Below are 12,100 nucleotides of genomic sequence, written 5' to 3'. Positions count from 1 at the left end.
ACGGATGCATATATTGCAGAAATTACTCAACGCTTGAATCATCGTCCAAGAAAAAGACTCGGCTTTAAAAGTCCGAGTCAGGTATTATGGCAACAACATGGTGTTGCACTTCAAATGCTAATCTAAGATATAAAAAAGCCAATATCTCATTGGCTTTTAGTAAAACTAAATTTTTGAGGTTGAAGTAGTTATGCAAATACGCGTAATACTGCTTCAATCAATACCCAAAGAATCGCAAGCGCAACCACTGGCTCAACGATTTTTGCCCAAGTTGGTGTTTCTACAACAGCAACTTCTTCAACATCATGATGCTGGCTATTTTGATGAACCATTTGGCTAAACTCCTTCATTGATGCTTCTAATGATAGCTCTTCTTCATGAATTGGTTTAGAGCCTTTGAGTTCTGTTAGGTTATTTGTTGTCCAAACCCAATCATCTGCCTGCCCAGACAAATGTTCAATTTGTCCTTTCAACAGCTCTTGGATACTGGTCTGATTATGATTGCCAGTATCATGTAACTGCTTCAATTCAGTCAGCTGAAAATGGAAAATTTCAGACGTGAGCTGCTCCAGCTCGGGTTTCGGTAAAGTTGACTTGTTTTCCACTCGGGTAGTCAGGTGACGGGCGATTTCCAGAATATAAAGTTTATCTGGATGCTTGATTTCATTATATATTTTTTGCGGATTGTTACGCCATTCGCTAATCAGTTTGCCTAAAGTGAGAGCATTGATTTCTGAAATATATTTACGTCTTTCTTCTTTTGTATAGCCTTGTAGAAGCTCAGGCTTTTGAGTTTCTATCTGTTCAACAAAATATTGTACTAAATCAAAAGCCATTCACTTACTCCATTATTTTTAATCTAATAACCTTAGGGTTGGTTTTTTCTTTGCGGGTTCAGGCTGTTCTTCAGTGCTTGATTTTAAAGCATCTTCATCACTTTGTGTATGCTCATATTCATTTGGATCAAAGAATAATCCTTGACCATTTTCACGTGCATAGATCCCGAGGACTGCTGCCATCGGTACATAGATATCACGTGATACACCACCAAAACGTGCTGAGAAGGTGATGGCTTCATTATCCATATTCAGCGCATGAACTGCATGCGGCACAATATTCAGGACAATCTGGCCATCTTTAATAAACTGCTCGGGTACCATGGTGTTTGGACGTGTAGCATCGACCAGCAGATAAGGCGTCATATTGTTATCGCAAATCCACTCATAGATTGCACGTGCCATATAGGGACGGGTAGGACTTAAGTTGAATTCTTGTTCAGACATGATGTTTCTCTACAGGTTTGATTTGCTCTTGGTAGCGGTTTTTTTCCTGCAAGGTCATGGATTTTGCAAATGCAGGACGGCTAAAAACTCGCTGGCAATATAAATAAAATGGACGACATTGTTGTCGAGGTAATTCTACTCCCATGCTTTTAAGTCGAATGAAAATGGGAGCCAGCATACAATCTAAAATGCTGAATTGTTCCGACATAAAATAAGGAAAATGCTGGAACAGGGGCGTTAATGAAATCAGGATATCATGCAACTGTTTTTGAGCCTTCACTTTGGCTGCAGTATCCAGAGTATCCGGATGACATAGCATGATATCGGCCAGTTTGAGCCAGTCATTTTCAAAACGCCAGATATATTGCCGCTGTTCCGCACGAGGCATGGGGGCATCTGCATAGAGCTTGTTCTGGCGGTAACGATCGTCTATATATTCGGAAATGATGCTGGTGTTAAATAATTTTAAATCATTTTCAATCAGCATGGGCAGCTGGTTATAAGGATTGAGGCTGGCCAGATCTTCATCATCACTATCGACCAGAATCAGGTTATATTTAATCTGCTTTTCGGCAAGTACGTAGCGAATCCAATGGGAACGAAAGTCATCGGCATGGCTATATAAGGTGAGTCCTTGAAGTGGCGCGCTTTCGACTGACATAAATCCTGATTAAGTTCTAATGAATAGACTAGGATACTAAAAATCAACCTAAAAAGCACGAAGCATAAAAAGCCAATTGGACTAAGGCAGGGTAGAGTAGAGAAAAAAATGAAAGGAGCAGAACAACATGATCATGAATTTTGGCTTAATCATTCTGTTTATTATCATCGGTGTTGCGAATTATTATCTGACCAAGTCCTTCTGGTGTCATGAAGGAGTATGGGGTAAGGATGTGCATGAACAATGACAATAAAAATAATATTAAGTGGTCATTTTCAAACCATAAAAAAACCCTGGTATACACCAGGGTTTTTTGTCCGATTCGGTAAACGAATTAACGTTTAGAGAATTGAGGACGTTTACGAGCTTTACGTAAACCAAGTTTCTTACGTTCAACTTCACGAGCATCACGAGTAACGAAACCAGCTTGACGAAGAGCAGGTTTAAGAGTTTCGTCAGAAGCGATCAGTGCACGAGTAATACCGTGACGGATAGCGCCTGCTTGACCACCGATACCACCACCAGCAACAGTGATGTAAAGGTCATATTTCTCAGTCGCTTCAAGAAGTTCTAGAGGTTGACGAACAACCATACGAGCAGTCTCACGACCGAAGTATTGTTCTAAAGAACGGTTGTTGATTACGAGTTTACCAGTACCAGCAGATAGGAAAACACGTGCAGTTGCGGTCTTACGGCGACCTGTACCATAGTTAGTAGCCATGTGCTGTATCCCTTAGATGTCCAAAACTTGTGGCTGTTGAGCAGTATGTGGATGCTCAGTACCAGCGTACACTTTCATTTTTTTGATCATTGCATAACCAAGAGGACCTTTTGGCAACATGCCTTTTACAGCGCGTTGGAAAATTTCTTCTGGTTTGTGAGCAACTAATTTTTCAAAATTAGTTTCACGAATACCACCAGGGAAACCAGTATGGCGATAGTATTTCTTGTCAAGTGATTTGTTACCAGTCACTTGGACTTGCTCAGCATTGATAACAACGATGTAATCACCAGTGTCAACGTGAGGAGTATAAGAAGTTTTATGCTTACCGCGTAAACGACGAGCGATTTCAGTCGCGAGACGACCTAAAGTTTTGCCAGAAGCATCAACAACGTACCAGTCGTGTTGAACTTCAGCTGGCTTAGCGCTGAGAGTTTTCATTAAACCACTACCTATTATAGTTGGTTTGGACTATGGAAGCTGTCCAAACAAAAGGAGACCGAATTCTACCCGAAAGCCGGGAGAACCACAATGAAAATATAAAATTTCAAGCGCTGTATTTTACAACGTCTTTCAATGAATGACCAGTAGGATTTTTAGCCTATAAGCCCATATGATTAATCATTAAATAATAAAACGGATCTAAGACTAGGGGGCACATCTTTGTATGAATGGATTCACCTGTTTTTTAATATGTATTTCTTGAACAAATGGCCCGTCTTCGATTCTGCTTAGGTTTACTTTCTAAACTCGAGACAATCCTCCTTGAAAATGCCAAAAGCTAAACATGTCGAGTGTTGAGATGATTGCCTGAAACTCTTTATAGGGTTCATTGATGTCAGTCCGGTTTTATCTCTCTTTAATATAATGAGAAAGGTACAGTATTATTTGAATAAACATCATCTAAACCTTTATCTAGAACTTTCCCTGTGAAATTTGTACTAAAATAAGGACAATTGATAATACAGAAGAAAGTCATGCTGCCTTTATATATTACCAGTGGTGAACCTGCCGGAATTGGTCCAGATATCTGCCTGAGTTTGGCGGATCGTATTGATGAACGTCCATTGGTGGTACTTGCCGATCTGGAAATGCTCCGTCAACGGGCGCAGCAGTTAAAACTTCTGGTTGAACTGATTGAATATACAGGGCAAACGACTTCTTCAGAAAAAGGCCAGCTTTATGTTGAGCACGTGCCTTTAAAAGAACCAGTAGTACTAGGTCAGCTAAATAGCCATAATGCCGCTTATGTACTGGAGCAGCTACGCCGTTCAGCCGAATATGCCATGTCAGGTAAAAGTGTCGGAGTTGCCACAGCACCTGTACAGAAATCAGTCATTAATGATGCGGGAATTCATTTCAGTGGTCATACCGAGTATTACCAGGAATTTGCAGGTGTGCCTCGTGTGGTAATGATGCTAGCGACTAAAACTTTACGTGTAGCCCTTGCAACCACACATCTTCCACTTCGTGCAGTCGCAGATGCCATTACTCCGGAACGCCTGCATCAGGTGATTGATATCCTGATTCATGACCTGAAATCCAAATTCAAAATTGAACATCCGCATATTCTGGTCTGTGGTTTAAATCCACACGCAGGTGAGGGCGGTTATCTGGGGGTGGAAGAGATTGAAGTGATCAATCCTGTGCTTGAAAGCTATCGCGCTCAGGGTATCAATATGAGTTTGAGCCTGCCTGCAGATACTTTATTTACTCCTGAAAACCTGACAGATGCCGATGCTGTTCTGGCGATGTATCACGATCAGGGTTTACCTGTGTTAAAATCTCAGGGCTTTGGTGAAGCCATCAATATTACTTTGGGCTTACCGTTTATCCGAACTTCTGTCGATCACGGCACAGCACTCTCCCTCGCAGGTACAGGCCTTGCGAAAAGCTCAAGCTTACATGTGGCTGTGGATTTGGCGCTGGATTTAGCGCGTCAATGATCTCGTCTTTATTACACGTTGGAAATGTCTATGTATCAGATTAATGCCTTAAACCCAAAAGATGAAGGGCATCACACGCGTAAGCGTTTTGGTCAAAACTTCTTACATGACCAACGTGTCATTGCCAAAATTGTGCGTTCCGTAAATCCGCGTGCAGGCGAAAATATTGTTGAAATTGGTCCGGGTCTGGCTGCTTTGACATCTCCTTTAATTGGTGAATGTGATGCCTTGACCGTACTTGAGCTGGACCGTGACTTGGCCGCTGGTTTGCCGGGTCGTGTGCCGCATCCTGAACGTTTAACCATTATTGAAACAGACGCACTGAAATACGATTTCACCAATTTGTTTGAAGAAGGTCGTCCGCTACGTGTAGTCGGAAACCTGCCTTATAACATTTCGACACCGCTGTTGTTCCATCTCCTGGAATTTGGTGACAAAGTCAAAGACATGCACTTCATGCTGCAAAAAGAAGTGGTCGATCGTATTACAGCTTCACCAAATACCAAAGAATATGGTCGTTTGTCGGTCATGATCCAGTATTACTGCAAACCGACTTTCCTGTTTGAAGTGCCGCCAGGCTCTTTCAATCCGCCACCAAAAGTGACGTCTGCCGTGTTCCGTTTGGAGCCGTACGATGTAAAACCGATCGTGGCAAAAAATGAAAAAGCTTTGGCTCGTCTGGTATCGCATGTATTTACCCAGCGCCGTAAGACTTTGCGTAATAGCTTGAAAGGGATGCTGGTTGAAGATGGTTTTGAAAAGGCAGGTGTAGATCCAATGGCACGTCCAGAGACACTGACACTTGCCCAATTTGTGGCTTTATCTGATCAAATGGTAGCTTAAAAATAATGACCCGCACTGTTCGATACAATTATGTGATTGGTGATGTACAAGGCTGTTTTGAAGCCTTGAAGGCACTGCTGAAAGAAATCCGTTTTGATCCTGATCAGGACTTTATCTGGTTTGCTGGTGATCTGGTGGCTAGAGGGGAAAACTCGCTGGGTGCATTACGCTTCATTAAAAAGCTTGTCGATAATGGCGTGGCGGCAACAGTGCTGGGTAATCATGACCTGACTTTGCTGGCTTATGCACGCGGTATTAAGCCGATTAAAGACAAGGATAATGTCCGTGATGTGATTGATGCGATCGACAGTGATGAGTTAATTGACTGGATCCGTAAACAGCCGATGTGTCTGTTTCCGAATGAACAGACGGTACTGACCCATGCCGGTATTCCCAATATCTGGGATGCAGCCAAGACGGCTGAATTGGCTAAAGAAGTAGAAGCCATTATTGCCCATGATGATTTTGAGGTGGTGGATACTTTCTTAAAGGAAATGTTTGGGAAAGAGCCTACACTCTGGTCAGATGAATTAGAAGGTCATGAGCGTACACGCTGTATCGTGAATTACCTGACCCGGATGCGTTTAACTGATGCAGAAGGGCGTCTGGAATATAGTTTTAAAGATTCACTGGATGATCCGATGCCAGAAGGTTTTAAGCCATGGTTTGAATTTGAATCGAAAACTGCAGCAACCCATCAAATTGTATTTGGACACTGGGCCGCTTTACAGGGTAAAACCATTTCTGGGCGAATTCAGAATGTCGATGGTGGCTGTGTCTGGGGTAATCAGTTGATGGCTTATCGACTGGAAGACCAGCAAATGTTTGCCGTCGATAATCCGGTATTTTAAAATATTTAAAGCTCAAAAAAGCCACGTTCAACGTGGCTTTTTTATTGTGCTGATGATTAGTCTGCGCGAATCCAGGTCTGGTTGCGGCCCAGAACTGAAACACCCACACTGGCACGTAGCGTTAAACGCTTGCCGGTATTGTTTAGACGAACCTTGGCATCATAAATTTTACCTGCCAATGGATCAATGACACGACCTTTTTCATAATTTTTGGTGCCTTCAACGTGTTTCAGGCCTTTTAGAATAGTCATGCCTAAAATCGGTTGATCGGTATAAGGGGCTGGACATTTATTACATTTTTCGCGTGGTGTATAACCTGGACGTGGCGTGATTTTCACAATCTTGCCTGAGTAAGTATTATTCGCTTCTTTTTCGATGACAATGATGGCTTTTGCTGCTCCAGTTTTATCATCAATTTGTTGCCAGGTTCCGCTAATATCTTGAGCCCACAGGTTCATCATGAATCCTGTAGTCAATGTGGCAAGGAATATCTTCTTTAACATATCCATCATTCCAAAGAACTTTTCATTATTACCCGCACATGTTAGGAAGATTGCACAAATAGTCAATAAATAATTAAAAATCATGGAATTAAATTTATAAAAAAAGCTGCCTGTTTGGCAGCTTTGAGAAAAAGTGTGAACTTATTCCTGACGGATCCAGGTCTGGCTACGGCCTAAAGCAGAAACACCCACATAACCACGTAGGGTTAAACGTTTGCCGTTGCTGCTTAGACGAACCTTGGCATCGTAAATTTTACCTGCCAATGGATCAATCACACGACCTTTTTCATAATTCACGCTATCACCGACCTGTTTTAAACCTGTCAGTACGTCCATCCCCAAGATCGGCTGATTGGTATAAGGTGCAGGACATTTATTACAGGTTTTTTGTGGGGTATAACCTGGACGAGGCGTTACTTTGACAATTTTGCCGGCATAAGTACCATTGCTGTCCTGACGGATTTCAATCAGTGCTTTGGGTGAACCAGTCTTATCATCGATTTGTTGCCATGTCCCGGTCAAGTCTTGTGCATAAATGGTCCCAGTCATGAATGTAGCAATGAGCATTAATCCTAATTTAGATTTATTCATTTATATTTATCCTTTTTTCATAGATGAAACAAACTATCCCAAACACAAGCGTGTGGTTTTTTAATTTTGGTTGATTTTAGAGTAATGAGCGTTGCAGATCGCTCGGTCAATCTGCTTTAAGCCTGTTGATTCCCCATGACAGAAACCTGTCGATGTTAATTGCTTTGTTACTGAATTTTCAGTAAAAGCAGAGAAATTCAGTAAGATCTTTAACATGGTAATGTCTTGCATTCTATCTCCTTATATTGCGCATCAAAATCCGTTTGATGCTAAGCCTGTTAAAGCAAATGAATCTAATATTTATATGCATGTTTTATATTGTATAAAAAAAGCATCTGTCTAATATTGATACAACTTAATGCATGAAAATGCAAGCTTCTGTGCACTAAGTCATGAATTAATCTTGTTTAATCCAAGTCTGGCTGCGTCCCAAGGCTGAAACACCTACATAACCACGTAGGATTAGACGTTTGCCATTGGCACTTAATTTAGCTTTGGTGTTGTAAATATTGCCGGATAAAGGGTCAATCAGTTTACCTTGAGAGAAATTATTGTTACCTGCATCCTTTAAGCCGGTGAGTACATCCAGACCAAGAATCGGTTTATTGGTATAAGGTGCAGGGCAGGAAACACAGGTTTCGCGCGGTGTGTAGCCAGGACGAGGCGTAATCTTGGTAATTTTGGCGGTATAAACACCATTTGAAGTTTCACGAATTTCCAGAATTGCTTTAGCTGATCCTGTTTTATCGTCAATACTTCTCCAGGTACCTGAAATATCGGAAGCGAAAGCCAGATGACTGAAAAAGGTCAGGGCTAAAACGGATAATAATTGAACCTTTTTCATAGGTCTGTTCCTGAGTGAAAAATTCTTTATTTCCCTATAGTAAGAATAGTTTCATTCAGAAACAAACGTTAAATATTGATTGATGAGTCACATTTTTTGCAGATAAAGTATAAAAGTTGGCAACCAGATCGCAGTAAAAACGGCATTCACTGCCATGCCAAACGTAGCATAACGTCCGGCAACATTGCCACGCTGCCAGGCTTGAGCTGTACCAATCGCATGTGCTGCTAGACCTAGAGCCAGACCTGAAGCACGCTCATCATTGATATGTCGTAAAATAAATGGTGAAAATGCTGCACCAATTACGCCAGACAAAATGACGATCAGAATGGCCAGACTAACAGGTGCCTCCAGTAAGGTCGCAATATTAATTGCAATTGGTGTCGTGACTGCACGGGTGGCAAAGGCCATGATGTCGCCAGAAGACATATGTAGTAAATAGGCGAGACCCATCGGTAAGGCGACCGCACTGATACTGGCAAAAACCAGAATTCCGACAATAGCTTTCAGTGGCAGGTCATCATAACGCATGGCGGCTAGCGGAATCGCCAGTGCAACTGTGACATAACCAAGCAAATGGTTAAACAGTGGATTGACCTCATCCATATAATGCTCATAAGGAATACCCAGCACCAATAAAATCACCAGCACCAGGAACATGCTAAACACAATCACAGGAATTTGCGGAATAACACGATTGCAGGGTTTGGCAAGCAGATAAGCAATTAAGGTAATCGCAAAGCCATAAAGAACAGAAAACATGTGCGACTCCTATAACCAGCGTTTTGCCATTTTGGCGTAGATCCAAAGAGGGAGCAGAGTACTCAGGCATAACACCAGCATAAAGGCCGGAATTTTTTGTCCCATATGCATCAACATAATTAGCGCGCCTGCACTAATCGGTAAAAAAGCGAAGGCACTTTCTTTCATCAGCTTGTTATTAGTATCCACCAGACGCGCTGGAATTTTGCCAAAATAGCGCCAGGCAAATAAGGTGACTAGCAGGCTGATGAGTCCGACCAGGTTGCCCAATTCAGGATGATCTAGCTGGGTCATTAGCCAGACTGAAGCTTCACGAAATACAATAATTAAGAGGAGAGTGCTGATCCATGCTGGCCAGTCAATATGTTTTATCCAGTTCATTGGTGATGTCATTTAAAAGTTTACTTATCAAGTTTTACTCGATCTTACGCTGGATTTCAAACTCTTCAAGTGGACGCTGGAATTGAAGTGCTTGAGATCCCAGAATTTCTTCTATCGGTAAATGAGCCTGTTTGATCAACTGTTCCAGCTTCGGAGGTGCAATCCGTACATCGATATGTAACTGACCTTCATCATCATAATGTTCAGACTGAATCACGTTCAGCGCATAAAGTTGATTGCGCAGTTTGCCATAGGCAGGTTTCAATACCAGTTCAAAGTGCTGAATCTGACCCATTAATGCTTCATGCACGGCTTTGCGTAACAGATCCAGACCTTCACCACTATGTGCTGAAACATAGACCCGTTCAGGCTGACCGGGCTGGCGATAAATGATTTTGGCATCTTCACCGCTACAGTCGATTTTATTATAAACCCGTAACACCGGGACGTCGGCACCAATTTCCTTGAGCACCTTTTCAACGGCTTCAATTTGTTCAAGCATTTCTGGACTGCTGGAATCAATCACATGCAAAAGCAGGGTGGCTTCAACGGTTTCTTCCAGAGTTGCTTTAAAAGATTCGACCAGTGAATGCGAAAGATTACGCACAAAGCCTACCGTATCTGCCAGTACCAGATTACCGACGCCGTCCCATTGCAGGCGTCTTAAAGTTGGATCCAGAGTCGCAAATAGTTGGTCTGCTGCATAAACATCGCTATCGGCCAGAATATTGAATAAGGTAGATTTTCCCGCATTGGTATAACCTACTAAAGACACGGTTGGAACAGCCGCTTTTTGCCGAGCAACACGGCCCTGAATACGGGTTTGACGGACTTTTTCTATTTTGGTTTTAAGCTGTCCCATGCGGATACGCAATAAACGGCGATCTGTTTCTAGCAGGGTTTCACCCGGACCACGCAGACCGATCCCGCCTTTCTGGCTATCCAGATTGGTACGGCTACGAACCAGTCGTGAAGACAGATGCTGTAACTGCGCTAGTTCAACTTGCAGTTTCCCTTCATAGGTACGGGCACGCTGCGCAAAGATATCGAGGATGAGTTCGGTACGATCGACCACCCGGCAATGCACCACATTTTCCAGGTTACGTGCCTGGGCAGGTGTCAGCGCATGATCGAAGATGACCAGATTGGCATCCAATTCTTTGACCCGTTCAGCAATTTCTTCTGCTTTTCCTGAACCCACAAAAAATTTGGCATCCGGTTTTAAGCGTTGAACAAAGAGATGTTCCAGAATTTCGGCATTTGCAGATTGAGCTAACAGATGAAACTCTTCAGCATCAAGGTCATCCAGCATTTGTACGCTCACACTGACCAGTATGACGCGTTCTTTTCCCTGATGTTGCTCAAAATATTCCACTCAGGCCAATCTCCAGTTGAAAACTTCATTTTAGTTGAAAATGAACTTTACAGATACTGAAATAGCGGGCTTTGTTTTAGAGTGCCGTGACAAACAGTTGTGCAAGTGTTACGAGCAGCGCCGTATATAACAGGGTACCACCCAAGATATAGCTCAATACTTTTAAGGGCCGAATCATCTCAGCTGATTTCACTGTTTCATCTTGCATGATGAGCATCCTTTTTAATCTAATATTTCGATTGATTTATTTTATTTAATTCATTCAATGAATTTAAATTGAAAATATAGATGTACTTGGTCGTTTTTTATTATCAATGCAAGTTGGACATGAACAGTATAAAATGAGTTTAATTCGTGGATATTCCCTGTATCTTGTTTAGGATTTAGTGACCTTTTTATGAACTCGACTGTACAAAATCAATCACCTGAGATACAAGGTTTTGCAAAATTCTTTCTTTATACAAGAAAAACGACTTCTGCATTAGCAGCCATCAGCCAGGGGTTTTATCTGGTTTACCGTCATGGTTTGTATAAAGATCCGAATAATCCGAACAATACCCGATATGTGCAGTATTTCTGTCGCCAGTTGTGCAAGGTATTTAATATTGAGGTTCAGGTCCATGGCGTGATTCCACGTGAGCCGGCATTATGGGTGAGCAATCATGTGTCCTGGCTGGATATCGCCGTTTTGGGTTCAGGCGCGCGAGTGTTTTTTCTGGCCAAAGCTGAAATTGAAAATTGGCCAATTCTAGGCAAGCTGGCTAAAGGTGGTGGCACCTTATTTATCAAGCGTGGTTCAGGAGATTCGGTCCGAATCCGTGAACAGATTACCGGCTTCCTGAAACAGAATATTCCAGTTCTATTTTTTCCTGAGGCGACCACATCTGATGGACGCTCAATTAAAAAAATTTATGGACGTATTCTGGGTGCAGCGATTGAAGCGCAACGTTCGGTACAAATCTGTCTGATCTGTTATGTGAATCAGCAGGGTGAACTGGATATGGTGGCGCCTTTTATTGGGAACATCAGTTTTGCCAAACATGTACAGAATGTTCTGGAAATGCCTAAAGTGACAGCTCATCTGATGGCCTTACCAGCAATTTCGACTGAAGGGCATACAGTAGAAAGCCTGACTGCATTAGTACATGAAAATATGCTGGAGGGTTTGCAAAGGTTGCAAGCCAAAGTATTAAAAAAGCCTCATTAAGAGGCTTTTTTATTAGGGTCTGTTGACACTTACTGTTCATAATTAACCCTATAACGGTAGCCATAAAAATATACAGGCTAAGGCAACAGAACTTTGATAATTTCTTTTGAGCTTGTCATATCGAGTAGCTAT

At 42.2% G+C, this 12,100-nt stretch carries 17 protein-coding genes and 1 pseudogene; 4 read left to right on the top strand and 14 right to left on the bottom strand.

Annotation, left to right across the window (positions count from 1 at the left end):
* Window positions 1–188: 188 nt before the first annotated feature.
* From FTU46_RS16090 to rplM, 5 genes are all read right to left on the bottom strand, one after another.
* Entirely contained in the window at window positions 189–836 is a 648-nt protein-coding gene (locus FTU46_RS16090) for a hypothetical protein (protein WP_180003890.1), read from the bottom strand.
* Window positions 837–854: 18 nt separating this feature from the next.
* On the bottom strand, window positions 855–1,283 hold the full coding sequence (locus FTU46_RS16085) for a ClpXP protease specificity-enhancing factor (protein ID WP_034704105.1): 429 nt from the start codon (window positions 1,281–1,283) through the stop codon (window positions 855–857).
* Window positions 1,276–1,944, bottom strand: a complete 669-nt coding sequence (locus FTU46_RS16080; protein ID WP_180105324.1) for a glutathione S-transferase N-terminal domain-containing protein — start codon at window positions 1,942–1,944, stop codon at window positions 1,276–1,278. The genes FTU46_RS16085 and FTU46_RS16080 overlap by 8 nt, the downstream gene beginning before the upstream one ends.
* Window positions 1,945–2,278: 334 nt before the next feature.
* A complete protein-coding gene (gene rpsI, locus FTU46_RS16075; protein ID WP_004785251.1) occupies window positions 2,279–2,665 on the bottom strand; it encodes a 30S ribosomal protein S9 in 387 nt (128 codons plus the stop codon).
* 12 nt (window positions 2,666–2,677) lie between these two features.
* Window positions 2,678–3,106 carry a 50S ribosomal protein L13 gene (gene rplM / locus FTU46_RS16070; protein WP_004785249.1) on the bottom strand — a complete coding sequence of 143 codons (429 nt, stop codon included), beginning with the start codon at window positions 3,104–3,106 and terminating at the stop codon, window positions 2,678–2,680.
* Between the two features lie 536 nt (window positions 3,107–3,642).
* Here rplM and pdxA point away from each other — a divergent pair.
* From pdxA to FTU46_RS16055, 3 genes are read left to right on the top strand one after another with little or no spacing between them, the layout of a single operon-like run.
* Window positions 3,643–4,611, top strand: coding sequence for a 4-hydroxythreonine-4-phosphate dehydrogenase PdxA (pdxA, locus tag FTU46_RS16065; RefSeq protein ID WP_218951209.1), 969 nt, complete (start codon window positions 3,643–3,645; stop codon window positions 4,609–4,611).
* Between the two features lie 30 nt (window positions 4,612–4,641).
* The gene (gene rsmA / locus FTU46_RS16060; protein ID WP_159123656.1) at window positions 4,642–5,454 is read left to right on the top strand and encodes a 16S rRNA (adenine(1518)-N(6)/adenine(1519)-N(6))-dimethyltransferase RsmA; all 813 of its coding nucleotides are present in this window, start codon (window positions 4,642–4,644) and stop codon (window positions 5,452–5,454) included.
* Window positions 5,455–5,459: 5 nt separating this feature from the next.
* Window positions 5,460–6,305, top strand: coding sequence for a symmetrical bis(5'-nucleosyl)-tetraphosphatase (locus FTU46_RS16055; RefSeq protein ID WP_166139231.1), 846 nt, complete (start codon window positions 5,460–5,462; stop codon window positions 6,303–6,305).
* 56 nt (window positions 6,306–6,361) lie between these two features.
* Here FTU46_RS16055 and FTU46_RS16050 read toward each other — a convergent pair whose 3' ends face one another.
* The 8 genes from FTU46_RS16050 to FTU46_RS16820 all read right to left on the bottom strand — a co-directional run bounded on the left by FTU46_RS16050 (window position 6,362) and on the right by FTU46_RS16820 (window position 10,969).
* On the bottom strand, window positions 6,362–6,808 hold the full coding sequence (locus tag FTU46_RS16050) for a DUF2147 domain-containing protein (RefSeq protein ID WP_034590176.1): 447 nt from the start codon (window positions 6,806–6,808) through the stop codon (window positions 6,362–6,364).
* A 141-nt stretch (window positions 6,809–6,949) separates the two neighbouring features.
* Complete coding sequence (locus FTU46_RS16045) at window positions 6,950–7,399, bottom strand: DUF2147 domain-containing protein (protein WP_004785238.1); 450 nt, start codon at window positions 7,397–7,399, stop codon at window positions 6,950–6,952.
* 60 nt (window positions 7,400–7,459) lie between these two features.
* Window positions 7,460–7,630, bottom strand: a complete 171-nt coding sequence (locus tag FTU46_RS16040; protein ID WP_159123658.1) for a hypothetical protein — start codon at window positions 7,628–7,630, stop codon at window positions 7,460–7,462.
* A 166-nt stretch (window positions 7,631–7,796) separates the two neighbouring features.
* Window positions 7,797–8,243, bottom strand: a complete 447-nt coding sequence (locus FTU46_RS16035) for a DUF2147 domain-containing protein (RefSeq protein ID WP_159123659.1) — start codon at window positions 8,241–8,243, stop codon at window positions 7,797–7,799.
* 87 nt (window positions 8,244–8,330) lie between these two features.
* On the bottom strand, window positions 8,331–9,005 hold the full coding sequence (locus tag FTU46_RS16030) for an LrgB family protein (RefSeq protein WP_166139224.1): 675 nt from the start codon (window positions 9,003–9,005) through the stop codon (window positions 8,331–8,333).
* 9 nt (window positions 9,006–9,014) lie between these two features.
* Window positions 9,015–9,386: a hypothetical protein gene (locus FTU46_RS16025; RefSeq protein WP_034704120.1), complete on the bottom strand. Its 372-nt coding sequence runs from the start codon at window positions 9,384–9,386 to the stop codon at window positions 9,015–9,017.
* Window positions 9,387–9,420: 34 nt separating this feature from the next.
* Window positions 9,421–10,761: a ribosome rescue GTPase HflX gene (hflX, locus tag FTU46_RS16020; protein WP_180053025.1), complete on the bottom strand. Its 1,341-nt coding sequence runs from the start codon at window positions 10,759–10,761 to the stop codon at window positions 9,421–9,423.
* Window positions 10,762–10,837: 76 nt separating this feature from the next.
* The gene (locus FTU46_RS16820; protein ID WP_004785224.1) at window positions 10,838–10,969 is read right to left on the bottom strand and encodes a hypothetical protein; all 132 of its coding nucleotides are present in this window, start codon (window positions 10,967–10,969) and stop codon (window positions 10,838–10,840) included.
* 189 nt (window positions 10,970–11,158) lie between these two features.
* On the opposite strand from FTU46_RS16820, the gene FTU46_RS16015 reads away from it, so the two are divergent.
* The gene (locus tag FTU46_RS16015) at window positions 11,159–11,968 is read left to right on the top strand and encodes a 1-acyl-sn-glycerol-3-phosphate acyltransferase (protein WP_180105323.1); all 810 of its coding nucleotides are present in this window, start codon (window positions 11,159–11,161) and stop codon (window positions 11,966–11,968) included.
* A 48-nt stretch (window positions 11,969–12,016) separates the two neighbouring features.
* Here FTU46_RS16015 and FTU46_RS16010 read toward each other — a convergent pair.
* Window positions 12,017–12,100: pseudogene (locus FTU46_RS16010) on the bottom strand (IS5/IS1182 family transposase); the annotation flags it as partial.

Source organism: Acinetobacter sp. YH12108 (assembly GCF_013419055.1).
Taxonomy (GTDB): Bacteria; Pseudomonadota; Gammaproteobacteria; order Pseudomonadales; family Moraxellaceae; genus Acinetobacter.
Note: the sequence above shows the minus strand (reverse complement) of the source record. Positions and strands in the feature narration are given on the sequence as shown.

Bases quoted from the DNA above. Each gene is read 5' to 3' on its own strand.
- FTU46_RS16090 (WP_180003890.1), bottom strand. From the start codon at position 836: ATGGCTTTTGATTTAGTACAATATTTTGTTGAACAGATAGAAACTCAA.
- FTU46_RS16085 (WP_034704105.1), bottom strand. From the start codon at position 1,283: ATGTCTGAACAAGAATTCAACTTAAGTCCTACCCGTCCCTATATGGCA.
- FTU46_RS16080 (WP_180105324.1), bottom strand. From the start codon at position 1,944: ATGTCAGTCGAAAGCGCGCCACTTCAAGGACTCACCTTATATAGCCAT.
- rpsI (WP_004785251.1), bottom strand. From the start codon at position 2,665: ATGGCTACTAACTATGGTACAGGTCGCCGTAAGACCGCAACTGCACGT.
- rplM (WP_004785249.1), bottom strand. From the start codon at position 3,106: ATGAAAACTCTCAGCGCTAAGCCAGCTGAAGTTCAACACGACTGGTAC.
- pdxA (WP_218951209.1), top strand. From the start codon at position 3,643: ATGCTGCCTTTATATATTACCAGTGGTGAACCTGCCGGAATTGGTCCA.
- rsmA (WP_159123656.1), top strand. From the start codon at position 4,642: ATGTATCAGATTAATGCCTTAAACCCAAAAGATGAAGGGCATCACACG.
- FTU46_RS16055 (WP_166139231.1), top strand. From the start codon at position 5,460: ATGACCCGCACTGTTCGATACAATTATGTGATTGGTGATGTACAAGGC.
- FTU46_RS16050 (WP_034590176.1), bottom strand. From the start codon at position 6,808: ATGTTAAAGAAGATATTCCTTGCCACATTGACTACAGGATTCATGATG.
- FTU46_RS16045 (WP_004785238.1), bottom strand. From the start codon at position 7,399: ATGAATAAATCTAAATTAGGATTAATGCTCATTGCTACATTCATGACT.
- FTU46_RS16040 (WP_159123658.1), bottom strand. From the start codon at position 7,630: ATGCAAGACATTACCATGTTAAAGATCTTACTGAATTTCTCTGCTTTT.
- FTU46_RS16035 (WP_159123659.1), bottom strand. From the start codon at position 8,243: ATGAAAAAGGTTCAATTATTATCCGTTTTAGCCCTGACCTTTTTCAGT.
- FTU46_RS16030 (WP_166139224.1), bottom strand. From the start codon at position 9,005: ATGTTTTCTGTTCTTTATGGCTTTGCGATTACCTTAATTGCTTATCTG.
- FTU46_RS16025 (WP_034704120.1), bottom strand. From the start codon at position 9,386: ATGAACTGGATAAAACATATTGACTGGCCAGCATGGATCAGCACTCTC.
- FTU46_RS16820 (WP_004785224.1), bottom strand. From the start codon at position 10,969: ATGCAAGATGAAACAGTGAAATCAGCTGAGATGATTCGGCCCTTAAAA.
- FTU46_RS16015 (WP_180105323.1), top strand. From the start codon at position 11,159: ATGAACTCGACTGTACAAAATCAATCACCTGAGATACAAGGTTTTGCA.